This window comes from Desertivirga xinjiangensis (assembly GCF_024436435.1).
GTDB lineage: Bacteria > Bacteroidota > Bacteroidia > Sphingobacteriales > Sphingobacteriaceae > Desertivirga > Desertivirga xinjiangensis.
This window is the reverse complement of the sequence record NZ_JAFMZP010000005.1, coordinates 151,829-178,034: the sequence shown is the minus strand read 5'-3', so window position 1 is coordinate 178,034 and position 26,206 is coordinate 151,829. Positions and strand designations below refer to the sequence as shown.

The 26,206-nt window shown below is 43.8% G+C and carries 24 protein-coding genes, 4 tRNA genes and 1 other RNA gene; 16 read left to right on the top strand and 13 right to left on the bottom strand.

The features are described 5' to 3' along the window. The first annotated feature begins 1 nt into the window (after position 1). From J3P37_RS15045 to J3P37_RS15035, 3 genes are read left to right on the top strand one after another with little or no spacing between them, the layout of a single operon-like run. Positions 2-2,335: a TonB-dependent receptor gene (locus J3P37_RS15045; protein WP_256012171.1), complete on the top strand. Its 2,334-nt coding sequence runs from the start codon at positions 2-4 to the stop codon at positions 2,333-2,335. After that, entirely contained in the window at positions 2,322-3,635 is a 1,314-nt protein-coding gene (locus tag J3P37_RS15040) for a hypothetical protein (RefSeq protein WP_256012170.1), read from the top strand. The genes J3P37_RS15045 and J3P37_RS15040 overlap by 14 nt, the downstream gene beginning before the upstream one ends. 58 nt (positions 3,636-3,693) lie before the next feature. Further along, positions 3,694-4,086, top strand: coding sequence for a hypothetical protein (locus J3P37_RS15035; protein ID WP_256012169.1), 393 nt, complete (start codon positions 3,694-3,696; stop codon positions 4,084-4,086). 27 nt (positions 4,087-4,113) lie between these two features. Here the strand turns inward: J3P37_RS15035 and J3P37_RS15030 are convergent, their stop codons facing one another. Beyond that, a complete protein-coding gene (locus J3P37_RS15030; RefSeq protein WP_256012168.1) occupies positions 4,114-4,584 on the bottom strand; it encodes a free L-methionine (R)-S-oxide reductase MsrC in 471 nt (156 codons plus the stop codon). Positions 4,585-4,791: 207 nt separating this feature from the next. On the opposite strand from J3P37_RS15030, the gene J3P37_RS15025 reads away from it, so the two are divergent. Beyond that, entirely contained in the window at positions 4,792-5,169 is a 378-nt protein-coding gene (locus tag J3P37_RS15025; protein ID WP_256012167.1) for a hypothetical protein, read from the top strand. A gap of 135 nt (positions 5,170-5,304) precedes the next feature. Beyond that, positions 5,305-7,482, top strand: a complete 2,178-nt coding sequence (locus J3P37_RS15020; RefSeq protein WP_256012166.1) for a S46 family peptidase — start codon at positions 5,305-5,307, stop codon at positions 7,480-7,482. Between the two features lie 146 nt (positions 7,483-7,628). On the opposite strand, the gene J3P37_RS15015 is transcribed toward J3P37_RS15020, so the two are convergent. Next, positions 7,629-8,654: an LLM class flavin-dependent oxidoreductase gene (locus J3P37_RS15015; RefSeq protein ID WP_256012165.1), complete on the bottom strand. Its 1,026-nt coding sequence runs from the start codon at positions 8,652-8,654 to the stop codon at positions 7,629-7,631. 167 nt (positions 8,655-8,821) lie between these two features. On the opposite strand from J3P37_RS15015, the gene J3P37_RS15010 reads away from it, so the two are divergent. The 8 genes from J3P37_RS15010 to J3P37_RS14975 all read left to right on the top strand — a co-directional run bounded on the left by J3P37_RS15010 (position 8,822) and on the right by J3P37_RS14975 (position 14,980). Next, positions 8,822-9,142 carry an ArsR/SmtB family transcription factor gene (locus tag J3P37_RS15010; protein WP_256012164.1) on the top strand — a complete coding sequence of 107 codons (321 nt, stop codon included), beginning with the start codon at positions 8,822-8,824 and terminating at the stop codon, positions 9,140-9,142. Next, positions 9,139-9,645 (top strand): SRPBCC family protein, encoded by a 507-nt coding sequence (locus J3P37_RS15005; protein ID WP_256012163.1) that lies wholly within the window; start codon positions 9,139-9,141, stop codon positions 9,643-9,645. Before J3P37_RS15010 ends, J3P37_RS15005 begins: the two co-directional genes overlap by 4 nt. A 35-nt stretch (positions 9,646-9,680) precedes the next feature. Next, an RNA gene (gene rnpB, locus J3P37_RS15000) (RNase P RNA component class A) lies at positions 9,681-10,038 on the top strand. A gap of 480 nt (positions 10,039-10,518) precedes the next feature. Beyond that, the gene (locus J3P37_RS14995) at positions 10,519-11,922 is read left to right on the top strand and encodes a sigma-54-dependent transcriptional regulator (RefSeq protein WP_256012162.1); all 1,404 of its coding nucleotides are present in this window, start codon (positions 10,519-10,521) and stop codon (positions 11,920-11,922) included. Positions 11,923-12,036: 114 nt separating this feature from the next. Continuing rightward, positions 12,037-12,489 (top strand): GreA/GreB family elongation factor, encoded by a 453-nt coding sequence (locus J3P37_RS14990; protein ID WP_256012161.1) that lies wholly within the window; start codon positions 12,037-12,039, stop codon positions 12,487-12,489. Between the two features lie 5 nt (positions 12,490-12,494). Continuing rightward, positions 12,495-13,694 carry an MFS transporter gene (locus tag J3P37_RS14985; protein WP_256012160.1) on the top strand — a complete coding sequence of 400 codons (1,200 nt, stop codon included), beginning with the start codon at positions 12,495-12,497 and terminating at the stop codon, positions 13,692-13,694. A 39-nt stretch (positions 13,695-13,733) separates the two neighbouring features. Beyond that, the gene (locus J3P37_RS14980) at positions 13,734-14,456 is read left to right on the top strand and encodes a DUF92 domain-containing protein (protein WP_256012159.1); all 723 of its coding nucleotides are present in this window, start codon (positions 13,734-13,736) and stop codon (positions 14,454-14,456) included. Between the two features lie 119 nt (positions 14,457-14,575). Continuing rightward, a complete protein-coding gene (locus tag J3P37_RS14975) occupies positions 14,576-14,980 on the top strand; it encodes a hypothetical protein (protein ID WP_256012158.1) in 405 nt (134 codons plus the stop codon). 42 nt (positions 14,981-15,022) lie between these two features. On the opposite strand, the gene J3P37_RS14970 is transcribed toward J3P37_RS14975, so the two are convergent. The 7 genes from J3P37_RS14970 to J3P37_RS14940 all read right to left on the bottom strand — a co-directional run bounded on the left by J3P37_RS14970 (position 15,023) and on the right by J3P37_RS14940 (position 17,452). Continuing rightward, positions 15,023-15,145 carry a hypothetical protein gene (locus J3P37_RS14970; RefSeq protein ID WP_256012157.1) on the bottom strand — a complete coding sequence of 41 codons (123 nt, stop codon included), beginning with the start codon at positions 15,143-15,145 and terminating at the stop codon, positions 15,023-15,025. Between the two features lie 187 nt (positions 15,146-15,332). Beyond that, positions 15,333-15,418, bottom strand: a tRNA-Leu gene (locus J3P37_RS14965). 53 nt (positions 15,419-15,471) lie between these two features. Next, a tRNA-Gly gene (locus tag J3P37_RS14960) sits at positions 15,472-15,544 on the bottom strand. Between the two features lie 49 nt (positions 15,545-15,593). Continuing rightward, positions 15,594-15,679, bottom strand: a tRNA-Leu gene (locus tag J3P37_RS14955). Between the two features lie 55 nt (positions 15,680-15,734). Then, positions 15,735-15,807: transfer RNA gene (locus J3P37_RS14950), tRNA-Gly, on the bottom strand. Positions 15,808-15,907: 100 nt separating this feature from the next. Continuing rightward, positions 15,908-16,381 (bottom strand): regulatory protein RecX, encoded by a 474-nt coding sequence (locus tag J3P37_RS14945; RefSeq protein ID WP_256012156.1) that lies wholly within the window; start codon positions 16,379-16,381, stop codon positions 15,908-15,910. 111 nt (positions 16,382-16,492) lie between these two features. Beyond that, complete coding sequence (locus J3P37_RS14940; RefSeq protein ID WP_256012155.1) at positions 16,493-17,452, bottom strand: hypothetical protein; 960 nt, start codon at positions 17,450-17,452, stop codon at positions 16,493-16,495. 596 nt (positions 17,453-18,048) lie between these two features. Here J3P37_RS14940 and J3P37_RS14935 point away from each other — a divergent pair. From J3P37_RS14935 to J3P37_RS14925, 3 genes are all read left to right on the top strand, one after another. Further along, positions 18,049-20,529, top strand: coding sequence for a bifunctional UDP-N-acetylmuramoyl-tripeptide:D-alanyl-D-alanine ligase/alanine racemase (locus J3P37_RS14935; RefSeq protein ID WP_256012154.1), 2,481 nt, complete (start codon positions 18,049-18,051; stop codon positions 20,527-20,529). 69 nt (positions 20,530-20,598) lie between these two features. Further along, positions 20,599-21,192, top strand: coding sequence for a DUF502 domain-containing protein (locus tag J3P37_RS14930; RefSeq protein ID WP_256012153.1), 594 nt, complete (start codon positions 20,599-20,601; stop codon positions 21,190-21,192). A 56-nt stretch (positions 21,193-21,248) separates the two neighbouring features. Continuing rightward, positions 21,249-22,601, top strand: a complete 1,353-nt coding sequence (locus tag J3P37_RS14925; protein WP_256012152.1) for an MBL fold metallo-hydrolase — start codon at positions 21,249-21,251, stop codon at positions 22,599-22,601. Between the two features lie 77 nt (positions 22,602-22,678). Here J3P37_RS14925 and J3P37_RS14920 read toward each other — a convergent pair whose 3' ends face one another. The 4 genes from J3P37_RS14920 to J3P37_RS14905 all read right to left on the bottom strand — a co-directional run bounded on the left by J3P37_RS14920 (position 22,679) and on the right by J3P37_RS14905 (position 26,110). Continuing rightward, the gene (locus tag J3P37_RS14920) at positions 22,679-23,992 is read right to left on the bottom strand and encodes an acetylxylan esterase (RefSeq protein WP_256012151.1); all 1,314 of its coding nucleotides are present in this window, start codon (positions 23,990-23,992) and stop codon (positions 22,679-22,681) included. A 395-nt stretch (positions 23,993-24,387) separates the two neighbouring features. Continuing rightward, positions 24,388-24,780, bottom strand: coding sequence for a VOC family protein (locus J3P37_RS14915; RefSeq protein WP_256012150.1), 393 nt, complete (start codon positions 24,778-24,780; stop codon positions 24,388-24,390). A gap of 56 nt (positions 24,781-24,836) precedes the next feature. Then, positions 24,837-25,214: a helix-turn-helix domain-containing protein gene (locus J3P37_RS14910; protein ID WP_256012149.1), complete on the bottom strand. Its 378-nt coding sequence runs from the start codon at positions 25,212-25,214 to the stop codon at positions 24,837-24,839. A 23-nt stretch (positions 25,215-25,237) separates the two neighbouring features. Further along, positions 25,238-26,110 (bottom strand): DUF808 domain-containing protein, encoded by an 873-nt coding sequence (locus J3P37_RS14905; protein WP_256012148.1) that lies wholly within the window; start codon positions 26,108-26,110, stop codon positions 25,238-25,240. Positions 26,111-26,206: the final 96 nt, after the last annotated feature.

Below are 26,206 nucleotides of genomic sequence, written 5' to 3'. Positions count from 1 at the left end.
AATGAAACGCATCGCTATGGTCTGCATTTTATGTGCATTCCAGTCGTTATATGCGCAGCAACAGTGTAGCGGTCGGGTTATTGATGCTCAGACCAACCAAGCTGTTGCGGGCGCAACTATTAAAGCCCTGAAGAATTCTGAAACTTCAAGCACTGACAAACAAGGGCATTTCACTCTTACAAGCCGGGCTGATTCAATCAGCATCTCATGTATAGGGTATGTTTCAAAGGTCGTCGCTCCGGAAGGCATAAAAATTATTGTAAGCCTCACTCCTTCACTGAACAACCTGACGGAAATCGTAGTTTCCGCGAGCCGGGAGGAACAAAAAAGAAAAGACGTGCCTGCCGCTATAAGCAAGGTTGATGGCTTAACAATTAAGGATACCCGGGCAACAGCCCTGTATCAGCTGCTGAATAAGGTTTCGGGTGTTTACATGGTGAACCTCGGTAACGAGCAACATACCATGGCCATCAGGCAGCCGATCAGCTACAATGCTCTGTACCTCTATCTGGAAGATGGCTTACCTATCCGGCCCACCGGAATTTTTAACCACAATGCCCTGTACGAGATCAACATGAACAGTGTCAGGGATATTGAAGTATTTAAGGGCCCTTCTTCTTCCCTGTATGGCAGTAATTCGATCGGTGGCTCAGTTAACTTCATAAGCCCTGTTCCCGGAGCCGGAGCTTCTCCGGAAATCTCCGTTCAGGGCGATGGATATAATTACTACAGGGCGGATGCCAGCGGCGGATGGTCGCAGGGTAAACTGGACGTATATGCCGCCGCTTATACCGCCAGGCAAAGGGATAGCTGGCAGGATTATACGGATTTTGATAAGTACTCCGCCAGCATTAAAGCCAGCTACGCTTTTACTCCGGCAACAAGGCTCTTGCTTTCGGCAACTTACAATTACCTTAATACCCAGACTCCCGGCAGTCTTGATAGTGCCCGCTTTTACGGCCAGCGTTATGCAAGCAATCAACGATTTACATACCGGAGGGTAGCCGCTTTCAGGGCCAGCACCCGTCTCGATCATACCTGGAATGCTTCTAATGCGACGTTTGTGACTGCTTTCTTCCGGGATAACTCAACCGGGCAGCTTCCGGCTTACTATATTTCGGATGTACGTAATGAATCGAAGCAGTACCTGCGTTCGGTTGGACAGGAGAATGATCAGAGTTTTAACAGTTACGGTCTATTGATCCAACACCGTACGAACATTAATTTTTTAAACTCCAAACTGATCGGCGGCTTTTATTTGGACAACAGTCCGAGCACGTTCAATGCGAACTTCCTGAGCATCGATAAAGACTTGGCAAACAATTACTACACCGGTTATACAAAAACTGATTCTTTAATTGATGATTATCGCATAAAGCTTTTTAATACCGCAGCATTTGTGCAATATGAACTGAATCCAGTGTCGCCTTTGCGTATAGTTGCAGGGCTGCGCTACGATAACGTGAGATACAATTTCAGGAACTCCCTGCCGGCTGATCAAACCAAATACAAACAGCAACAAAAAGACAACTATAACATCATTGCTCCCAAGTTCGGCGCTACCTACGATCTGGGAAAAGGCCGGGGTGTATACGCCAATTTTAGTTTAGGATTTCAGCCGCCTGAAACCGGAACGCTGTATAACTCGCGCCAGGTGGACCGTCTCAAACAGGCTACTTTTTATAACTATGAGATAGGTGGCTGGCTACCTTTGCTAAACAGGAAGCTGGCTCTTGAACTCAGTGCTTACAACATGGATGGAAAAAATGAGATTATCAGCGTGCTCGGAGCTGACAATACCACTCAAAACCAGAATGCTGGCGCTACCCGGCATACCGGTATGGAATACAACCTGATCGTTATGCCTGCGGCCAGCTGGCAAGTGAGGATCGGCGGCACTTTGGCCAGACACACCTATCTGGATTACAGCGAGATCCTTTCCGGTAAAACAATAAGCTACGATGGCAACAGAATGGCTAATGCACCCTCCTGGATAGCAAACACAGAACTTACATGGAAACCTGCATTTATAGAAGGCTTTCGCTCTGCTGTGGAATGGCAACACCTGAACAGGTATTACATCAACAGTGCCAACTTCAAAAGTTACCAGGGTTACGATGTTTTCAATCTAAGATTAGGCTATGAGCTTAAAAGCGGATTTGCCCGTAGCGCCGGGATGTGGCTAAATGCTATAAATCTTACGGATAAACTATACGCCACCAATGTTACGGCAAACCAATACGGAGCAACGTATAATGCAGCGGCACCGCGGACATTCAGCCTCGGCATTTCCATCCATCTACAAAATAAACGCTATGCGAATGCAAACTTATAGAAAAACTTTTAAAGCCCTGGCCGGACTGTTCCTATGGCTTTCTGTTGCCTTCAGCTGCAAGCAACCCACGCGGGAAAACTCCGCCGAAAACGCGGTGGATACACAAAGCATCGAGTCCGCAGGACCTTATTTTAGCCGTGATAATCATAATAATCCGGTACTTTGCTGGACGGCTAAGAGCGGAAGCGACTCCTTAAACCGCTTGCAATATGCTGTGTACGATTCCGCTGCCGGCAGATTTTTAGCGCCTGTTGTTATCCCCGCTTCCGCCGGTTGCGCAGCTTCGGCCGAAAGCATGGGCAAGGTTGCCTTTAAGAACGATGGAACGGTGCTGGCTGTTTATTCTAAAAGATTTGTAAACGAGAAAAATCCCTATGCAGGGGCTATCTATTACAGCTTGTCTGCTGACAATGGAAAAACATGGTCGCCCTCATCTTTCCTCCACTCCGACACCTCTCATGCTCATGGAAGGGGCTTTTTTGACATCTCAAGGCTGAAAGGCGGTGAAATTGCGGCCATCTGGCTTGATGGCCGTTACGGAAAAGCAGAGAAAGGCTCAGCCCTCTTCCTTTCAAAAACCTCTGCAGGAACAGGTTTCGGCGCCGACAGCTGTCTCAATAAAAGCACCTGCGAATGCTGCCGCACCGACCTCTTTTGTGATAAAAATGGAGTGATCCATATCGCTTATCGCAGCATTACGTTTCCTGAAAAGCTTTTAGGCAAACAAGTACGGGATATTGTCTATATCTCCTCAGATAATAACGGACAGACTTTTAGCGCCGAACAGGCCCTAAGCAATGATCACTGGCAAATAGAAGGTTGTCCCCATTCTGGCCCGACCCTGGCGACAGGCCGCAACGGCATACATGCTGTTTGGTTTACTGCTGCGGAAGGGAAGCCAGGTATATACCATACCCGTGCTTTAAATGAAGGCTTTTCCAATCGCTCTCTAATCAGCAGCGAGGGTCGCCATCCCCAGATGGTCACCTTGCCAGAAGGCAGGCAGGCATTAGTTTTTGAAGAACCGGTTGAGGGACATGAAAAAGCGGAAGGACCTAAACATCAGCATAAGGGAGATCATTCCAGGATGCCACATACTCAGATGCCAGGAGTAAAATCCCGGATCAGCCTGAAGATCCTGCAGGATGCCGAGGAAGAGAAATCGATCGATGTAACCGACGGATCGCATAATGATCATCATGCGGTTATTTCAGTTTTAAATAATAAGTTGATTGTCGCCTGGGTCAGGGAGCTTAACAATAAACCGGCTGTCTATTACAGAGCCGTCCATTTAAAATAAGTCAATAACAACAATGAAGAGAATATTTTTACTTGCAATAATAACAGCAACCTGGTGTATGTCTTGTAGACAAAATGCGGATTACAAATCGATACGCGACGAAGTGGTCACGATACACGATGAAGTGATGCTCGATGCTGAACTTGCTTACAAAAACAAGCGAAAGCTGGACACCCTTGCTGAGAATCTAGATAGCCTGGTTAAACATTATCCGGGCATGGATATCATCAGGGAAAAGGACACCATTGCACAACTTCAGAATAAACTAAGTAAGGCGGACGACCTTATGAACGACTGGATGCATCAGTTTGAAGCGGACAAAGGGAATAAATCGGATGAGCAGGCGGCAAGCTATTTCACTAACGAAAAACTTAAGATATCCTCAATCGATTCAACTTATGCCAACCTGATAAAGTTGTCGGATGCGTTTTTATTAAAGTTTAAGCAATAAAATAGTATGATGACCTGGAGGATTTAGCTATTGGATCAGTCCCACTATTTCCTCCAGGTGTTTTTGATCTGTTGAGTCAAAATGCGCCAAATATTCACTGTCTACATCCAGAACCGCCCATACTTCGCCGGCCCGGATCAAGGGCACCACAATTTCCGACTTCGATAAAGAATTGCAGGAAATGTGCCCCGGAAAAGCTTCCACATCGGGGACGATAAGCGTTTTCGACTGTTCGCGCGCAGCGCCGCATACCCCTTTTCCCCTGGCTATCCTGGTGCAGGCCACAGGTCCCTGGAAAGGCCCTAAAACCAGTTCATCATTTTTAACCAGGTAAAACCCTACCCAGAAAAAATCAAACTGTTCTTTCAGCGCGGCTGCTATATTTGCCAGGTTAGCAACCAGATCTGTTTCACCCTCTACCAACGCTTTGATCTGCGGAAGCAATGAACGGTACTGTTCATCTTTGTTTCCTGATGCAATAAGTAAGTCTTCTGCCATGCACAAATATACCTCTGCCACAGGCAGAAAGAAGTAATTTCACGGTAAGTATTGTTTACGATGAAACCATTTGCATCAATTCTGCGTCATATTTATACCAGAAGGCAGCAAGGCGTCGTTTTATGGGACACACAAACACACATTTAAGATGAAACCATCATGAGCTCTCATGATCGCTTCATTGCCACTTAGAAACAAATTATGGTAATGAAAAAAATTCTTTTATCGCTGGCGCTCATTGCAGCATTGGGCTCAGCATCAGGACAGTCGCATTCCCGGAACGAGATCCGCAGGTATGATGAAAGGGAAGTATGCCGTGACAACAATGGTTCATACCATTGGCAAGTGCGCGAACGCAGGGTTTGGGTGCCTGCGAGACGCACAGGCGGCGCCATCTTCGGCAGGACCATTCCCGCTCACTATGAGATCCGCACAGACAGGGTGAAGGTTTATCACCGCGGCGACAGGGATAATTACCGCAGACATCCCCATGGCATGCCTCCGGGACAACGCAAAAAACACAAAAGGGACAATCATTGGCACCATAACCGGAGTAACGACCGGTATTACGGGCACAGAAACTAAATTGTTCTGACCGGCCCCCGGCCATTTACGCCGGGGGCTTTCTTTTTGGTCTACTTATAACTTAGCACTACTTACAACTTATAACTTACAAATAACACTACCTTTGCATCGTTACACACAAATACTCAATACATCATGAAATTTAGCAGGAAAACCTTCGGAGGCCTTGCCCTCGTTGCATTGTTGGTTGGCGTCTCTGCCTACCGTCCATTCGACGAAGGCATGTTTCCCCTGAGTGAGTTGAATAAAATTGACTTAAATAAGGCGGGACTAAAGATCAGCCAGAAAGAAATTTACAATCCCGACAGCATAAGCCTGATCGATGCATTAGTAAATGTCGGCGGATGTACCGGCTCGTTCATATCGAATGAAGGCTTGATCATTACTAATCATCATTGTGCCTTTAGTGCTGTCCAGCAGGCAAGTTCTCCGGAAAACGACTACCTTGAAAATGGCTTTGTAGCCGGTTCCAAACAAAAGGAAATCTCCGCTAAAGGCCTCACCTGCCGCATCACCGACAGCTATGAAGACGTTTCTGCGCAGGTCCTCGGTGCCGTAACAGGCATCACTGACCCTGCGGCTCGTATACGCATCATCAATGATAAGATGAAGGATATTGCCCGGCAGGCAGAAAGCAGCGATAAAACCATCAGGGCTGAGGTGTCTGAGATGTTTATTGGGAAAACCTATGTATTATTCAGGTACAAAACTATTCAGGACGTAAGGTTGGTTTATGTACCCAGACGCGACATCGGTGAATTCGGAGGTGAAACAGATAACTGGGTATGGCCCAGGCATACCGGCGACTTTGCATTCATGAGGGCCTATGTAGCACCCGACGGAAGTTCAGCTCAATACTCCAAAGACAACGTACCCTACACCCCGAAGAAGTTCTTGAAGGTGAACGCAAATGGCGTAAGTGAAGAAGACTTTGTTTTCATCCTTGGCTATCCCGGCAGGACTTTTAGAAACCGGCCATCTCAATTCATCCGTTACCAGCAGGAATACCTGCTTCCCTACACCGCCAATCTGTATGATTATCAGAACAAAGTACTGGAAGAAACCGGGAAGAAGAACCGTGCTACCGAATTAAAGCTCTCAACAAGGATCAAACGCAATGCAAATGTATTGAAAAACTACCGCGGTAAGCTTAAAGGACTAAAGGGCCTCAACCTTGTTGAGCAAAAAGCTAAAGAGGACGCAGAACTAGCTGCCTTCATCAATTCGGATATTGAACTAAAAAAGAATTATGGTAACCTGATGAGCGACATCGACCAGCTTTATAAAGTGATCTATAGTAGCGTTTACCGCGATATGTGGCTGGCACAGATCTATAGCAGCACCAGCTTATTGAGTGTAGCCCGGCAGATCAATTCTTTTAAAATGAGAATGGCGGCGAAACCTGGGGCCCTGAAAGAAAAATTTTATACCGACAGCGTCAAGTTCCTCTCAGCTAATTTAAAACAGATATACGATAGTTATGACCTGGATGCCGACAGGACAATCTTCACAAAAATGCTATTAGACGCTTCACAGCTTCCCAAAAATCAACGCATCCAGATCGTAGACAAGATGATCACTAAAGGCTTTAGTAACCAGGAACAGATCGACAAATTTATAGGCAGCACCCTGGAATACACCAGACTGAAGGATGAAAATTATGTACTGAACACGCTATTGAAATCGTCCACTACGCTAAGCTCTTATAATGATGCCCTGCTAAACTTCGAAATAGGTTTAAGCAAGCAGATCTTTGAAAGCAAACATGAAAGAGACCGCACTGAAGGCTTATTGAACAAACTAATGGGCGATTATGTAGCGATGAAAGAACTGCATAAGAAACAGCTATTCATTCCGGATGCCAACAGTACCTTAAGGCTAACCTACGGTTATGTGAGAGGCTACTCCCCTTCTGATGCTACTTATATGAAGCCTTTTACCACCATTAAGGGCCTGTTGGAAAAAGGCAGTACCGATAACCCGGATTACCGTTATCCGCCGGTTATTAAGAACCTGTGGCAGGCAAAAGATTTTGGACCCTTCGCAAAGAATGATCTGAACGATGTACCTGTAGCCTTCCTCTACAATATGGACACTACGGGCGGCAACTCGGGCTCCCCAATAATGAACGCCTATGGCGAGCTGGTTGGAGTGAATTTCGACAGGGCTTACGAAGCAACAATTAATGATTATGCCTGGAACGAGAATTATAGCAGGTCTATTGGTGTGGATATCCGGTATGTGTTGTGGGTAGCATCAAAGGTTGATAAAGCAGGGTTTCTGCTAAAAGAAATTGGCATTAAGAATAATTAGATAGTCTAAGCTATTACAAACAAGGCTGTCTTAAGTCTTTTAAGACAGCCTTGTTTTTTAATCTGTTAATTGCTTTTTTTCGGCTTTGAGAAGTGCTGCTTTCCTCTATTTGAGTGGCGTATTCATTAAGCTCGATACGTAGCAAACTAAGCCTTTTCGGATCTCAGCAAAGGAATCACTTTCGAACCGATCAGTTCGATCGAACGCATCAGCTGCTGGTGTGTCAATCCCGCATTATCCATCTGGAAAGTAAACCGGGAAATTCCACCAAGCGACTCGCTGTGTGCCAGCAGTTTCTCGGCCACCCTTTCCGGCCCTCCCACAAGCAAAACGCCTTTCGGCCCGATCAGCTGATCGAACTGTTGCCTGGTAACCGGTGGCCAGCCGCGCTCCCTCCCTAATTTCGTCCACAACTCAGCATAGCCTGGATAGTATTCAGTTATTGCGGCATCATTATCAGTACCTACATATCCGGGCGAATGTAATCCAACCTTCAGTTGGTCTTGCCCAAATCCGGCGCGTGCACCTGCATCTTTATACAGATCAATAAGTGGCCTGAAGCGATGTGTATTTCCGCCGATGATAGCTACCATAAGCGGCAAGCCTAACGCTCCGGCACGGGCGAAGGATTCGGGGGTACCACCTACCCCAAGCCATACGGGTATCTTTTCCTGGTAAGGTCTCGGGTAAACCGGCTGATTATCAAGTGCAGGGCGAAAGCGCCCGGACCAGCTAACAAATTCCTGCTCACGGATTTGCAGTAGAAGCTCAAGCTTTTCCCGGAACAAGGCATCATAATCATTAAGGTTGAAGCCAAAAAGCGGGTAAGCTTCTATTGATGAACCGCGCCCCACAACTATTTCAGCGCGTCCCTTTGAGATCAGGTCCAGCGTAGCGAAGCTTTGAAAGACCCTAACCGGATCAGCTGCGCTCAGGACAGTCACTGCGCTCGTCAAGCGAATCCGGCGGGTTTGCGCAGCCGCTGCAGCAAGGATCACCGCAGTAGCTGAATCCAGAAACTCTTTTTTATGGTGTTCTCCGATTCCAAAAACATCCAGACCGACCTCATCTGCCAACTTGATGCGTTCCAGCAATTGCTCCATAGCTATGACCGGTGTCAAGGTATTTGATCCGTATAATGCCGAAGCGAAGCTATCTATTCCTATTTCCATTCTTACCTGGTTATACGGGCCAAGTTCAGAATTTTTCGCATCACATTAAGCAATCCTTTTGTAATTTCCCCAACGCCTTCTAAACACAATTTTTCTTAAAACAATTTGCGAAACCGATCAGTTGCATTTATATTTGCAACCGTTTAGTTTCATAAAACCACTGAAACATGAGAAGAGATATTTTCCAGGCAGTTGCTGACCCAACCAGACGGGCAATCATTACCCTGATAGCCCTGCAAGCAATGACACCAAATGCCATTGCCGAACAGTTTAATACATCACGACAAGCAGTTTCAAAACATCTACGCATTTTGACAGAGTGCGAACTGGTAAAAGGCGAACAGAAAGGCAGGGAGATTTATTACCGGCTTGAAGTGGAGAGAATGAAAGAAATAGACAAATGGCTGGAACAGTTCCGTAAAATCTGGGAAACTCGTTTCAGTCAACTAGATGAACTATTATCAACAATCAAAAAACCAAAAACATGAAAACAGTACTATTATTTGACTTTGCTGTCGACAAAGAAAACAACACCGTAAATGTAAAAAGAGAATTTGACGCAAACCTTGACCTGGTTTGGAGTGCCTGGACCGAGCCAGAACTCCTCGATCAATGGTGGGCTCCCAAACCCTATCAGACAGTAACTAAATCAATGGATTTCAGAGAAGGCGGAATGTGGTTGTATCATATGCTTAGCCCGGAAGGTCAGAAACATTGGTGTAAAAATGACTACCAAAAAATCGATCCTAAAAAGAGCTACACGGGATTAGACGCATTCTGCGATGAAAACGGAAGCGTTGATCAAACTATGCCAAGGACACTCTGGACGAATAATTTCAGTGAAAGAGACCATAAAACCACAGTAACAATTACAGCAAAATATCAAAGTCTTGCTGATCTTGAAAAGGTAATTGAACTTGGATTCAAGGAAGGCTTTACAATGGCCTTAGGCAACTTAGACGAATTGCTATTGACATTAAACAAATCCTAAGCCAGAAAACATTCCCTTATTTTCGCTATTTTTGCAGCACAAGCCGTTCTATCGCTGTTCGCTTGCGAAGAGAGGAAAGTCCGGGCAACACAGAGCATCCTGCTTCCTAACGGGAAGGGTCCTGTTACGGGATACGGAAAGTGCCACAGAAAATAAACCGCCATGATTCGTTGTGGTAAGGGTGAAAACGCGAGGTAAGAGCTCACGGCTTTGTATGGCGACATGCATCGCGGTAAACCCCAGGAGTTGAAAGACCAAATAAGCTAACGTTTGAGGGTTGCTCGCCCGAGTTAGCGGGTAGGTCGTTAGATCCTGTCAGTGATGGCAGGGCTAGATAAATGATAGAATTTCTGCCTGGCAGGAAACAGAACCCGGCTTACAGGCTTGCAAATTATTATCCCCCCAGGGTTCCCGGGGGGATTTTTTTGAGGGATAATGCATAACCTTGAAGCCCATCGTGGATCAAGCGGAAAAGTTGGAGGTTGTTCTTTTCCTTCGTCATCCTGAACTTGTTTCAGGACCTCTTGCTTAAGCAGGTCCTTTATAGTCCAAGAGTTGCCGAATCCTGAACTTGATTCAGGATCGGCATGACGACCGTTTTAAAAAGTTTGGCACTAATGCGCTTAGCCGCCCCCAACTTTTCTACTTGATCCCCCCCATCGTCCAAAGGATTTACATTGATTTATGAAAAAGCTTTGGCGCACGCGTGTCGCGTGTGCCTAAAAACCACCTACCACCCAAAGAACACAAAAAACTTTCCCTAAAAAATTGAGCTCATGACCTTAATAATTAGCTTTTCAATTAATACTGTATATATTTGTATACAACGTACAAACAATTACATCAGCCCTGCGTTTCCAAGAACATAGCATTATGGCAAAAATTCTTATTGTAGACGACGAACGTGCAATACGCAACACATTAAGGGAAATCCTTGAATATGAAGACTACCTCGTAGAGGATGTAGACAATGGCATCGACGGCCTGGAATTGATAAAGAACAAAGATTTCGATCTGGTTCTTTGTGATATCAAAATGAACAAGATGGACGGTATGGAAGTTCTTGGAGAAGGACTTGCACTTAAACCCGACCTCCCCTTCATTATGATATCCGGCCACGGGACTATCGAAACAGCTGTTGAAGCAAGCAAAAAAGGGGCTTACGATTTTATTTCGAAACCACCTGATCTCAACAGGCTTCTCATCACCGTACGAAACGCTCTCGAGCGTGGAAACCTGGTCACCGAAACCAAAGTTTTAAAACGAAAGGTAAGCAAGGTAAGGGAGATCTTAGGAAACTCACCAGCTATCGGTAAGATCAAAGATACGATCAGCAGAGTTGCCCCTACCGACGCCAGGGTACTTGTTACGGGAGCTAACGGAAGTGGTAAAGAACTTGTAGCCCGCTGGCTGCATGAAAAATCGAACCGCTCGAATGCACCCCTTATTGAGGTGAACTGTGCAGCTATCCCATCTGAGCTTATCGAAAGTGAACTGTTCGGACACGAGAAAGGATCATTTACGTCAGCTGTTAAACAGCGGATAGGTAAATTCGAGCAGGCTACCGGCGGAACGTTGTTCCTGGATGAGATTGGCGACATGAGCCACTCGGCACAGGCGAAAGTTCTGAGAGCCTTACAGGAAAACAAGATCACCCGGGTGGGCGGCGAAAAAGAGATTGAGGTTGATGTGCGCGTTATAGCTGCAACAAACAAAGATCTGCTCAAAGAAATTGAAAATGGCAACTTCCGGATGGACTTGTATCACCGGCTAAGTGTGATCTTGATCCATGTACCGCCTTTAACTGAACGTAAGGATGATATCCCGATCATTGCCCAGAGCTTCTGCGAGGAAATCTGTAATGAATACGGTATGCCCGTAAAGAAGTTCAGTGACGGCGCTATTGAGGCCCTTAAGTCGCTACCCTGGACAGGAAATATTCGGGAGCTGCGTAATATGGTTGAACGACTGATCATTCTTAGTGATAAGGTGATCACAGAAGGTGACGTACGCACCTTTGCTAATCCTTCCGGCCCTGAAACTCCGGTGACATTTAACGGCAGCCCTTCCCACAGTTCTCCTCAGCTGCAAACACCCAACTTCGATCAGTTTGCCAGTTTCCAGGAGTATAAGGACAACGCCGAAAAGGAGTACATTAAATACAAGCTGGAAAAGAATAACTGGAATGTTTCTAAAACTGCAGATGACATTGATATTCAGAGAAGTCATCTTTACAGTAAAATTGAGAAGTATGGTTTAAAACGTACCAGCGAATAAACAAATAAATAAATAAGCTAATAGATATCAATTTTTCTGTCATAAAGAAATGGCTGGATCCTGCAAATTATTGCGATCCGGCCATTCTTATTTAAAGATTTATTTCCTTTGTACATGCTTCAGATTAAAAATGAACTCCACCTGTATTGTCTGAATTATGCCGAAGAACGCATAAGATCTGCAGAACAGGCAATCTTATCTGCGCAGGAAGCCTCAGCTGACGATACAAAAAGCAGTGCTGGCGATAAATACGAAACCACCCGCGAAATGATGCAGCAGGAGATCTCCCGCAACCAGACACAATTACATGAGGCGCGCAAACTTAAACACGCATTAAGCGCTATAAATCCCGATAAAGGCCATGAAATCGTGCAGGCTGGCAGCGTAGTTCTTACCAGCCAGGGCAACTTCTTTATAGCTATCAGCGCCGGACAGGTAAAAATTGCAGACCGTTCCTATTTCGCCGTGTCGCCAATTTCACCAATGGGCAGAGCCCTGATGGGTTCCACCAAAGGAGCCACTGTAATGTTTAACCATAAAGAGTTTACTATTTTAGACGTGATCTGAACTTAATGCAAAGCCCTCCCCCAATCACTCCGCAAACTTCTATCTATACCCTCTCCTTTGCATTGCTTTGTCTAAGCTCCCTTTTGTTTTCAGCCAGTTTCAACATGCTGATCCCCGAGCTACCGGCATACCTCAGCAGCCTGGGCGGTGCAGAACATAAAGGATTGATCATAGCGCTGTTTACGGTTACCGCCGGAATCTCAAGACCTTTCAGCGGTAAACTAACAGACACTATCGGGCGTGTTCCTGTAATGGCCATTGGCTCTATAGTTTGTTTTGTTTGCGGTTTCTTATACCCCATACTTAGTTCTGTGTCGGGCTTTCTTTTCTTAAGATTACTGCACGGTTTTTCAACGGGTTTCAAACCTACAGCTACCTCAGCTTACGTTGCCGATATTATTCCCGTTAACCGCTGGGGAGAAGCATTGGGCATACACGGCTTGTGTTTCAGTACAGGTATGGCCATAGGGCCTGCTATAGGCAGCTTTCTCAGCGAATACTATTCTATAAACGTTCTATTCTATACCTCGTCGGCATTTGCATTACTTTCCATTCTCATAGTGATGAATATGAAAGAAACGGTTAAACAAAAGCAAAAGTTCCGTTTCGCCTTGCTCCGGATATCCCGGAACGAAATTATCGAGAAGCAAGTTCTGCCGGCAGCCATAGTAACCTTACTGTCGTACATGAGTTACGGTGTGATACTGACCCTGGTGCCGGATTGGGGCGAATTTCTAGGAGTTGCCAATAAAGGATTGTTTTTCATGACCTTCACGATCTCGTCCTTATTAATAAGGTTCATTGCCGGCAAACTGTCTGACAAGCACGGAAGAGTGCTGGTGATAAAAACGGCGCTGATTCTGCTTTGTATCTCTATGATACTCGTTGGAATGGCAGATTCGGCATTAAGCCTATTGCTTGCTTCAGCCCTTTACGGGGTTGCTACCGGCATTTTGTCACCCGCCAACAATGCCTGGACCATTGATCTGAGCCGCCCAGATCATCGGGGGAAGGCTATTGCAACCATGTATATCGCACTGGAGGCCGGCATCGGCATTGGGGCATACCTGGCAGGATTGGCATTTCAGGAACATTCTGAAAGGATTCCCTACATCTTTTATGGATCAGCGGGCCTGGCATTCCTGGCCTTTTTATACCTTTTTATACCTAATGTTTCACAACAGCAAGTCGAGAAACTTGATTAATCCTAATTAACCATGATAATTTAACTATGATAAAGAACCATGACTATACCAGATCATTCCGTTTCAAGCTATAGTATCTTTGCAATTATTGTTCTTGGCGGAATGATTGCCAGCTACAGAACCGGAAAGCTCTCGTTATGGGCAAGTTTCATTGGTGGAATCCTAACCTTATGTATTTTTTTAGGCGCAGGTTTTACCGGACTATCTATACTGATCACCTTTTTCGTTTTAGGGACCGGTGCTACATTCTGGAAAAGAAAGAACAAGATTTCGTTGGGACTTGAAGAGGCTAACCAAGGCAAAAGAGATGCCTGGCAGGTGCTGGCTAATGCAGGCTTTGCAGCCATTTTGGGAGTTTCATGCTTGCTATTCCCGGATCATTCAGGTCTTTTTTCAGTAATGATAGCAGCAGCCTTTGCATCCGCAACTTCCGATACCCTGTCGTCCGAATTGGGAAATATTTATGGGCGCCGTTATTACAACATTTTAACGTTAAAAAAAGACTTAAGGGGTTTAAATGGGGTGGTTAGTATGGAGGGAACCCTGTTCGGAACTGTGGGCGCCACCCTTATCGCATCAATATACTGTGCTGGCGCATCAGACTGGACTCCGTTCTTAATTATCATCATTAGCGGTTGTATCGGCAATATTGTTGATTCAATACTTGGTGCCAGTTTAGAAAGACACGGGCAACTCAATAATAATGCAGTTAACTTCATGAATACGGTATCAGGGGCAATGACCGCCTTAATTTTTTGTTAGTCCTTTAATTCATCCAATTTTCAGGGATTTGTTCATGCAGGTTTTAATGTCTAAAAAGGATTTATTAATTTAGGGTTCCTGCTTTCCAGAGGTTCGCGGGAGACTATATAACCCGTTTTATGAAGAAAGACATTCCTGTAAAAGTAGTTGAAGATATAGCGATAGCTGTTGTGTTAGAAAAGGAAACGCCCGAAGCAAAGGTTTGGAATGTTTACCTCATCAATCTGAAAAATGAACCGATAGAAACGGTGCTGGTAACGTCTAAAGGGTATGGCTTAAAGGATGGTGAAGAAGTTAAGACCTCTATCCTGCGACATTCAATTGGAGACGTTGGAGGAAAAGATTACGCTAAAATTGAAGCAATCGATGAGCAGGTTTTTGGCCTCACGAATGAATACTGGTTGAGCTATTATATTGACGGCCATATTTATGATAAGAAATTCATCTTTCTTCCGGAGAGTATAATTGATTCAAACTTTATCCGGATTCCGGTAGTGAATAAGCCAGGGGTGATGATTGCCTAGTCTAATGCCCCCTCGAGGCATTCTTATGATGTCATTTCAGTGTTATCTGGTGGTACCGCTGATGAGTGTGGTCATCCAGAGTGATTTAACGGCTAACGACCATAATTCTTCAGACGGATCGCCCCGGCTAAGCGCATTAATGCCAACTTTTAAAACGGTCGTCATGCCGAACTCATTTCATTTCGGCATCTCTTGGGCTATAAAGGAAATGCTTAAGCAGGAGGTCCTGAAACAAGTTCAGGATGACGAAGCAAGGAAGGCCCCCAACTTTTAAGCTTGATCCCTGAAAACTTTGAAAATCTAAAATTTATCGCTTAAAAAAAGAGAGTGCCTCTTTGGGCACCCTCTTTTGTACTCGGGGCGGGAATCGAACCCGCACTCGCTTTAAGGCGAACAGGATTTTAAGTCCTGCGTGTCTACCAGTTCCACCACCCGAGCAGGTATTGAAAACCTTTTAAAAATTAAATCCCTTCCGTTATGGAAGGGATTCGAGCGAAAGACGAGGTTCGAACTCGCGACCTCAACCTTGGCAAGGTTGCGCTCTACCAACTGAGCTACTTTCGCAAAATCTCTTAGATCTTCGATGATCTTAGAGATTCATTATTACCACCAGTACTCGGGGCGGGAATCGAACCCGCACTCGCTTTAAGGCGAACAGGATTTTAAGTCCTGCGTGTCTACCAGTTCCACCACCCGAGCAAACTTAAAAGAACTCTTTTAAATTTTAAATCCCTTCCTTTAGAGAAGGGATCTGAGCGAAAGACGAGGTTCGAACTCGCGACCTCAACCTTGGCAAGGTTGCGCTCTACCAACTGAGCTACTTTCGCATTTGCTAAGCGTACTGCTATTGCGTTTTGGTGATGCAAATATAGACAGAAAAGCATTCCTGTCAATATATTTGTTATCTTTTTTTTAACTTAAAAATAATTAACTGATTGTCAGCGCATCTAAAATAAGATCTCTTTCATAGCCTTTTGTTAAAGCATACGAAATCAATTTCTGCTTCCTTTTCCAGTCGTCATTTTCTTTAAGCTGGGCGTCTTTTTTGTCTAAGATCTCCTTTAATTTCCTGGCATACTCCTCTCCGTCTATCTGCTTTAATGACTTTTCTATCATTTTCGGAGGCACTCTTTTTTGCTTTAATGCCATTTTGATCTTCAGCTTCCCCCAGCCTTTTATCCTGAACTTACCTAAAGTATAGGCCAGGGCAAAACGTTCCTCATTCAAGAAGTTGTTTTCTATCAGCTCCGCAATCACCTCTTCCACTTCTGATGACAGTAGACCGTATTCGTACAGCTTGTCTCTTAATTCCTGTTGCGATCGTTCCTGGTAGGCACAATAATGTTCTGCCTTAGCCAATGCCGACTTTTTATCAAGAGGAGCTGTATCGGGACGCTTCATCGTAAAATTTATTCGATCTCAAAAATATCGTTCAATATCTAAAAAATCCGAAAAAATTCACTTTAATCCAGTTGTTATTAAATTAGCAAATATTCAGCAGGGTTCTGAACCTTACTTTTCAGGAAATTTAATATCTCCTTTGGGCGGCCCGCCACCTGTATCTGTCTTGACTTTACTCTTAGGTTTTAACCATAATGTTTTGTCCGGTCGTTTTTTGGCCGTCGCCTCAGCTTTTTCGCGCAAGCTGGCAATTTCTTTCAATATGTTATTTCCAGGATAATACAGAGGAATTATCCGATACGTTTTACCATTATCACTGTTTTCTGTTTCTGTTTCTGTTTCGGCCTCAATGTGCCATGCCCCTATCAACTCGGAAGGACTCCAGGCTTTTGAGTTGAATGTTTGTGCTCCTCCAAAACCGTCACTTGCATAGGCATGAATGGACATGCTCAGCATCACTAACCTGCCTTTAATCACTTCATCATCCAAACGGATCACTCCGCCTTCAAAGCTTTCCTTGTATCCGATCTTTATTTCCTTGACGCTGTTATAGCAAAAAACCTCCTTTTTAAAGTCGAAGGCAATGGCTACAAAGCGAAGAACATAATTATGAACATTAACGCTCGGGGCTTGAATGTCCTTTCGGGTGATCGCCGGAAGCTCAATACAGATCTTGTTTTCAGCATCAAGGCAGGTTTGAGGCCTTGCCCGCAGCACCTTAGGTAAAGGTGAATTGTTATTAAACTGGAATCCATTCAGGAAACCCAGATCGGCATCATGCATATCTCTTTCGCCCCGTGCCTTTTGACTGGCCGTGACGCCGTTCCGGACAGCCGAATTCATGCGATTGATCATTCGCCCATCATAACCGCCGTAAGTATAGCCAAATGCATGCCTGATCACTCGGGCCGTAGTGCTGCATAAACCGAACTCCAGGCTGCTTTCCTTGCTTGCCAGGGTTTGTTTGAACTTTTTGGGCTTCATTTGTGCTACTTGCTTATCAAAGTAGCCCCTGTAAACAATGTTGTATACAGAACCGTGAAGAACTCCCTTTTTATCTATTGTTGCCATCGTTTTATTTTTTGTTACGTATATAAATTTTATATATTTGAACATAAAACTAAGTAAGGACCATGTGTCAATCAATGACTTAGGTCACTTATTGTAAAAAAAATCCCACCACAACAATTACAGTATATTTCAAGGTTTAGTAAACGGCCAGGCTCCTGACCAACTTAAGGACGGGTTATCCCCATCTTCAATATATTGCTGCGTATATGCTAGCTAAATAGCTCTAAAAGTCCGCCTATTGCAAATAAAGGCGGACTCACTGCGGTACTTACGAAGATTGTAGGCAGCAATATATAAAACCTGTTCAGGACTTGGCAAGAAGTATTAACGAAGATAGCTCAAAGTTGAATTTTTACTGGGAAGGGCTCTTCCCTGCTTTGCTTGTTGAATTATTTACCGTCATTCCGGAGGCTATTCAATAATGTATAAATCTAGAAAAAACATCCGTGATAAAAAAATATCTTCGATGATGTCCTGGTCCAAATATCCTTCCCTGCAGGTCTAATAAGTGACAGCCTGGCCTACTCTCCATCGCAAATAAATTCAATCGCAAAAACATAGCTTAATATCTAAAAATTTCAGGAAATTTACCCGGCATGTATCACAAAGCATATTCCGTTAAAGAGGTAGAACAAATCATTCAGGCTAAGACTTTTATTAAAGATCCTGCCGGCAGCATCCGTACGCTTGCATACGACAGTCGCAAGCTGAGCGATATGGAAAACACTCTTTTTTTCGCTTTACATGGACGGCGGAATGGTCATGAATTTATAAATGAAGTATATCTGGCCGGGGTTAGGAACTTTGTAATCACAGAAAAAGGCAGTTTGGCCGATAAATATTCGGACGCCAATTTCTATCTTGTTGAGGACAGCTTAAAAGCTTTGCAGAAGCTAACGGCCTGGCATCGCAGTCAATTTAATTACCCGGTGATCGGCATTACCGGAAGCAATGGCAAAACCATTGTTAAAGAGTGGCTATACCTGCTGCTTGCACCCGAAAAGAACATTGTGCGAAGTCCGAAAAGTTATAATTCAAAGATCGGCGTCCCGCTTTCCGTATGGCGAATGACCGAAGAACATTCACTGGCTATTTTTGAAGCGGGTATTTCCCGTAAGGGCGAAATGGAAAGTCTGAAGAACATTATCCAGCCAACCATAGGCATCCTCACTAATATCGGGGAAGCGCATAATGAAGGTTTCGCATCGAGGGAAGAAAAGATAGCCGAAAAACTAGCATTGTTCAGGGATACTGATCTCCTTATTTATTCGCCTAAATACCTGAAAGATTATCCAGGCGAAATTCCTGGAAAAAAGAAATTTACCTGGGGCTGGAACAACAAGAACGCAGATCTGATGCTTTTTGATGATGAAAGTGCCAATACCAGCAGTAAAAACTCTACCATTATCAGGGGCAGATACCTTAATGAGAATGTAGAATGTGCGGTCCCTTTTACGGATGCTGCCTCTATTGAAAACGCTATTTGCTGCTGGGCTACCATACTTGCTCTGGGTTATAAGCAGCCGGATACTGATCTGCAGCTTAATATGCTGCATCCTGTAAGTATGAGGCTGGAGTTGAAAGGCGGTATAAACAATTGTTCAATCATTGACGATTCCTATAGTACAGATATTTCTTCCCTGGCAATCGCCCTTGATTTTTTAAAGCAACAAAATCAGCATCCTAAACGAACACTTATATTATCTGATATTCCGCAAGCCGGACTTGATGCTGAACTGCTTTATCAGCAGGTTGCAGACTTGCTGGATATTAAGGAAGTGGACCGTCTAATTGGTGTTGGGGAAGGGATCAGCAAGTTCCGCGACAAGTTTAGACAGGAGAAGTTCTTCTTCAAAGATACCAGGTCCTTACTGCGGGGTCTGGCAGAGGTAAAATTTGAGGACGAAACTATTCTCCTGAAAGGCGCCAGGTCATTCGAGTTCGAGCAGATCAGCAAGTTGTTAACTCAGAAGGTGCATGACACGGTACTGGAGATTAATCTTAATGCCGTTGAAAACAACTTAAACTATTACAAATCTCAGCTGAAACCCGGCGTCAAACTGATGGTAATGGTTAAAGCTTTCTCTTATGGAAGTGGCAGTTATGAAATAGCTAACTTACTTCAATTCAACAAGGTTGATTACCTCGCGGTAGCTTATGCCGATGAAGGTGTGACTTTGAGAAAGGCTGGAATAAGCTTGCCTATAATGGTGATGAACCCTGACGTTGTAGCTTTTGATACCATGATCGAGCATGCACTGGAGCCCGAGATCTATAGTTCCAGGATATTAAAGGATTTCACTGAAGCGCTAAAAAGAAAAAACCGGGAGAATTATCCGGTTCACCTGAAACTGGATACTGGTATGCACCGCCTGGGATTCTTAGAAAGCGATCTCAAGGCGCTTCTGAATGAGCTAAAAGAAAACACCTGTATTAGGATCGTCAGTGCATTTTCGCACCTGGTAGCCAGCGAAGACCCGGACTCCGACGATTTTACCAGGCATCAAATGAACCTTTTTAATGAAATGACCGGGCAGATAGAGCTGGTTTTAGGGTATTCATTTTTAAGGCATGTATCGAATACCTCTGCTATAAGTCGTTTGCCAGAAGCCCAACTAAACATGGTAAGGTTGGGTATTGGCTTATATGGATTCGATGGCTCTTTTAAAAACAAGAAATCGCCACTTGAAACGGTCACCGTACTAAAAACGGCTATTTCGCAGATCAAAGAGCTTGATCCGGGTGATACGGTTGGGTATAACAGGAAAGGAGTGCTCCCTTCGGGAGGCAGGATCGCTACGGTCAAAATTGGCTATGCCGATGGTTACTCGCGTAAGCTGGGTAATGGTAAGGGGAAGATGTTATTAAACGGGCACCCGGTACCTACCATCGGAAATATCTGTATGGATATGTGCATGCTGGATATCACGGGCGTAGATGCGGCCGAAGGAGATGAAGTGATCGTATTTAATGAGGTGATCCGCGTGGAGGATATTGCATTTCAACTGGAAACTATCCCTTATGAAGTTTTGACTGGCATCTCCGGAAGGGTAAAAAGAGTGTACTACTTTGAATAAATAATATATCTTGCAGGTTAAGTTAACACCACTTAAATATTACTATTTTTGGTCTTTCTTTATTTGCCGATGAACAGAATCTTAAGGTCTTTATTTAACTATTTTATTAAAGGTGTATTAATTGTTGTACCAATTGCAGCTGCCTTTTACCTGATTTTCTGGGCGGTATCTACTGCTGACAGCTCACTAAATCTGAGTCCGTTGTGGACCGACCGCAAAACTGGGCAACCCTTGTATATCCCCGGATTGGGGATACTTACCATTGTTGTCATCCTGATATTCGCAGGCATAGTAGTTACTAACTTCATTACCGAACCTATTAAAATATGGTTCAATAAGTGGCTTAAAAAGCTGCCCCTCTTTAACTTTCTATATTCGTCTATTAAGGATCTTACAGAAGCTTTTGTGGGCGATGAAAAGAAGTTCAGTGAACCTGTTCTGGTGGAGCTGAACGAAAGCGGCTTAAAACAAATAGGTTTTGTTACCAACAAAGATCTTAGTAAAATCGGTTTGCCGGGGCAGGTTGCTGTTTATTTCCCCTTCTCCTATTCATTTGCAGGCCAGCTATATATTGTTAAAACAGAAAAAGTTGAACCACTTAACATGAGTGCCAGCGCCGCCATGAAAATGGTGGTTTCCGGCGGGGTAAGCGGACTAGACTAAAAGTCTGATTTGCTATTGCTGAGGCTGAAAATGATACAAACCTAATTTCTACCTATATGAAAGTACAGCAGTTTGAAAACAAGTATTTAGCCCAATACAGTTATGCTATTCTGAGTGAAAATGAAAAGCAGATCGTATTAATTGACCCTTCACGCGATCCGGAGCCATATTTTCGTTTTGCTGATGACAATGCAGCGGAAATTATTGGTGTGATTGAAACACATCCACATGCGGATTTCGTCAGCAGCCACCTGGAGATACAAAACAGGAAGGGTGCAAAGATCTATGCAAGCAAGTTGACGAAAGCAATTTATGCGTTTTACCCATTCGATGAGGGCGATGTGATTGAATTTGGAAAGATCAGGCTAAGGGCATTAAATACCCCCGGACATTCTCCAGATAGTCTTTCAGTGGTTCTGGAACATCAGGGAATAGATAAAGCGGTTTTTACCGGGGATACGTTATTTGTAGGAGACTGCGGTCGGCCGGATCTTAGGGAGGCTGGAGGTGATCAGGAAGCTTTAAGGGGGCACCTGGCTAAACAGATGTATTTTTCTTTGCGGGGAAAGCTCGCAAGCCTGGCAGATAATGTGGTTGTCTACCCTGCTCATGGTGCAGGATCTTTATGCGGCAAAGCTCTTAGCGAGGCGAGCAGTAGCACTATCGGCGCCGAAAAGAAACATAACTGGTCGCTGCAGGAAATGCAGGAACATCAATTTGTGGAAAAGTTAACTTCTGACCTGCCTTTTATTCCGGCTTATTTTCCTTATAATGTTGACCTGAATAAAAAAGGGGCACCTGGATTTTCTTCAAGCGTTGAAAATGTAAACCGAAAGATCGTAAACACCCAGGCTGAGGCTTCTACGCTGGAAGAAGGGTTATGGATAGTGGATGTTAGGGATGATAAAGATTTCAAAAAAGGACATCTCTCCCACTCGGTCAATATTATGGATGGGGATAAATTTGAGACCTGGCTTGGCAGCATTATCAGACCGGGAGAGAGCTTTTATCTTGCAGCCAGGGACGAAGATCAATTAATGGATATGCTTAAAAGAAGTGCTTCTATTGGTTATGAAGCTATAGTAAAAGAAGCCTTTGTTGTGAATTATGCCGATCAGAAAAATCCACCTTTTGACCTGGAGCACTTCAGGCGCAATCCTCAAAGTTATACCATCGTTGATGTCCGGAATGCGACTGAAGTAAAAGAAAAGAAAATATTTCCTAGCAGTATAGCAATTCCATTAGGCGAATTACGGGAACGGATAAAGGAAATACCTGCTGATAAACCTGTTGCCGTCCATTGTGCTGGCGGATACCGGAGTGCTGCAGCAAGTTCACTGCTTTCAGCAGAATTATTGGGGCGCACCGAGGTTTATGATATCGGGGAAGCGATCAGGAGTTTCAATTAAGGTTTGATTTAAGGTTTTAAAAGGGTTAGGCACACGCGGGCACGCTTGCGCCAGCAGTGTCGCGTGTGCCTCATAAACTATTTCTTTATCTTCGATAAAAGCCAGGAAGTCATCTTATTTCTTTGCTCAGGGACTGTATTATGCCCGGTTTCTTTATATATCACTAATTCTTTTGGAGATGAGATTGAATTGTACGCAGCATGCATTGATGTCGGCGGACAAGTAAGATCATTAAAGCCCCAGCTATAAAAACCCGGTACTTTAACTTGTTTAGCGAAATTTACAACATCATAATACTTACAGGTTTCCAGCTTTTCCGGTTTATTGTTATTTGCAGCATTATTACCGGCAAAAAGGTGCGGCCAGCCGCCAGCACGGTTATGCAAATAACCGGTTACGTCGCATAAGGCAGGATAATAAACTCCCAGAAACTTAACCCTTGAATCTAAAGCCGTGGTGATGATCGACAGTGCGCCGCCCTGGCTTCCTCCGTAAACTGCCAGATTCTCTCCGTCATAAGCAGGCTGTGAAACAAGAAAATCCAGGGCTCTTACACAACCCAGGTAAACCCGTTTATAATAATAATTATCCCTGTTGTCTAAATTGGTTGATGGGTAGGAAAATAACGGACCGGTACTCAGGTTCTTATAAACCTCAGTATCCAGGTTTACCGGAACCCCATGAATCCCTATTTCTAAAGTTATAACTCCGTTTGCAGCGAGAGCAACGTCTCCTTTATACGGCCTTACTCCGGCACCAGGAACCTTTAATACGGCAGGATACTTCCCTTCTTTTTTCGGCACGCTAAGCATTCCATAAATCCTCGATTGATTAATGTTCTGGAAGCTCACCTGGTAAACGTTCACCGCATCCGTAGAATACTCTTTGATAAGCTCCATCTTCGCGTCCACCGGAACCTTAGCTAAGGAGCGCTTAGCGTTTTGCCAAAACAGGTTGAAATCCTGCGGCAATTCAATGGTGGGCTTAATACTTTCAGGTGAAAATGCCGCCGTTATCATACTTTTTACCTCGGCACCATTCACCTGGGCGGTCACTGTATACCTCAGAAAACCTGGTGCGTCCATCGTGTACGATGGTAATACAAAGGAATTCTTTTTAAGGGTAACAGAGTCGGATTTTATCAGTTGCATTTTCTCTGGTCCCACCTGGTATTTAAGCTTCAGGTTGTTAACGGGCTTACCATTGTTAAATACAGTCACTGTAAAGACTGGTTTTTCGCCCGTCTTATAGATCCAATCCTTATGGTCGGCTTTAAAAACGATAGAAAGGCTATCAGTTTTACTATAAGCACTGGTGATACTAAAACTGATGAATAAAATTGAAAGCAGTTTTCGGCAGGGAAAGCTATTGATCTTAAAGAATTGTGTCATAATTTAAAATTGATTGCACTAAGATAGAATCTCAATATTAATTGAGGGAAAAGAATTAAATATTATTTAAAAAATGCATTTCGCAATTTTCGGGTATTTTTTCAATAAAATATTGCCAATTTCAAAAACATTCGTACATTTAGGCGTTCAACTAACCAAATGTAACGATACAAAGCCCTTGTCTTTCAGACAAGGGCTTATTGTTTAGAGCTATTTCAGAGGATTCTTCGTTATACTTAGATCGGATTGGCGCACGCGTGCAGCAAGCTTCCAAATATTATCAAATTGTTAAATCTTGTTAAAAGACTGCTGGTTTGTGGCAAAACCTCTATGTTTGTAGTGGTTTATAATTGGTTAGCAAAAGTCTTCATTCTCCCCGTTTGAAGACTTTTCTTTTACAACATCTCGACGATCTGGATATTATTTCCGCAGGTATCATTGAAAACAGCAATTTTAACAGTTCCCATTTCGGCCGGCTTCATGCTAAATTTCACGTCGAGCGCTAATAGTCGCTCATATTCCTTTTGAACATCATCAACATGGAAAAGAGTGTAGGGAATTCCAGCATCAAGCAGTGCCTTCTGGTAGATTTTGGCCGGCTCGAAATGAATTGGGGATGGCTCCAACAGAACTTCCGTTCCATCCTGTTCTTCTTTGCTCACAACCGTTAACCACCTGTTATCGCCTAGTGGAAGGTCAATTTTTTTGACAAAACCTAAAATCTTCGAATAAAATGTTAATGCTTTTTCCTGATCTAAAACAGGGATGCTTACTACTTTTACTTTCATATTTGAATCTTCTTGAATAATAACGAAGTTCCATCTTAAGCATGAAAGTCACTTTGTTAAAATTGCTCTTTTTGAAATTCACTTGGCGTACGTCCAAACCTGCGTTTAAACAAAGTACTGAATGAACTCGGACTTTCAAATCCAATAGAATAACAAGTTTCGGTTACAGACATCCCTTTCTTCAGATACTCTTTCGACTTTCCAATCCTGATGTCGGTCAGGTATTGTATGGGTGTCTGTCCATAGTATTTTTTGAACAGTCGTAATAAGTGGAATTTGGAGGTAAAGCCGGTGTCGGAAAGCATGTCGAGGTTCAGTTCTTTATCTAAATTACTAATGATGTAATTCCGCGTACGAATAACGGTTTCGATCTGCTTGCTATTTGAATAACAAGTATTTTTTATCCGGTTAATTTCGTGCAGATAAAAGCTCACTCCTTTCAATTATTATCTCATCACTATCTCTTGGATTTGATCCAAGACCATACTTTTTTTCCAGCAGTTAATACTATCACCACAAGTAAGCCGGCAATTGTACCAAGCGCAAACTCCTTGATTGTGGTTGGAACTTCCGTAAAGACATGATGAAAATAGTCGATATTATGGACAAAGATACCGCCTGAAACGAGTAATAAAGCGATAGTTCCAACTATGGCCAGGATCCTGATAATTACGGGTAGCGACTTAACCAGCAGAGTTCCCAGCATTGATAAAAAACCCTTTTCATTGGAATATTTGATAAGCCTGAAACCTGCATCATCCATTCTCACAATAAGCGCCACTATGCCATATACACCTATAGTAGCCAATAAGGCTACAGCTATAACGGTGAGGATCTGAGTGGTGAGCGCTTGTTCAGTAACGCTTCCTAAGGCGATAATTACAATTTCTACCGACAAGATGAAGTCAGTAGTAATTGCTGATTTTATTTTTGCTTTTTCCGCGGCAGTCCCATCTTGTTCTACCTCTTCAATTACCTCATGCCCCTCTTTCGAACGATGAAAAAAATATTCAATTATTTTTTCGACGCCCTCATATGCAAGATATAATCCTCCAAGGATTAAAACAATATTAATGGCTGCCGGAAAGAATGCATTCAGCAATAACGCAATGGGAACAATGATCACTTTATTCAGCAGAGAACCCTTCGTAATAGCCCATAATACAGGAAGTTCCCTCGAAGAGAGAAAGCCGGTGGCTTTTTCCGCGTTTACCGCTAAATCGTCTCCCAGAATGCCCGCCGTTTTGCGAGTTGCTATTTTCGCTGCCACCGAAACGTCGTCCATCAATGCAGCTATATCATCTAAAATTGCAAAAATACCTGATGCCATATGTTATTAGGGATGGTACTGTCCGGATAGCACCATAATTTGGGCCAATAATACAGAAAGGAATCGAATAAAGAACCATCAGAGTGATAAAAGCCC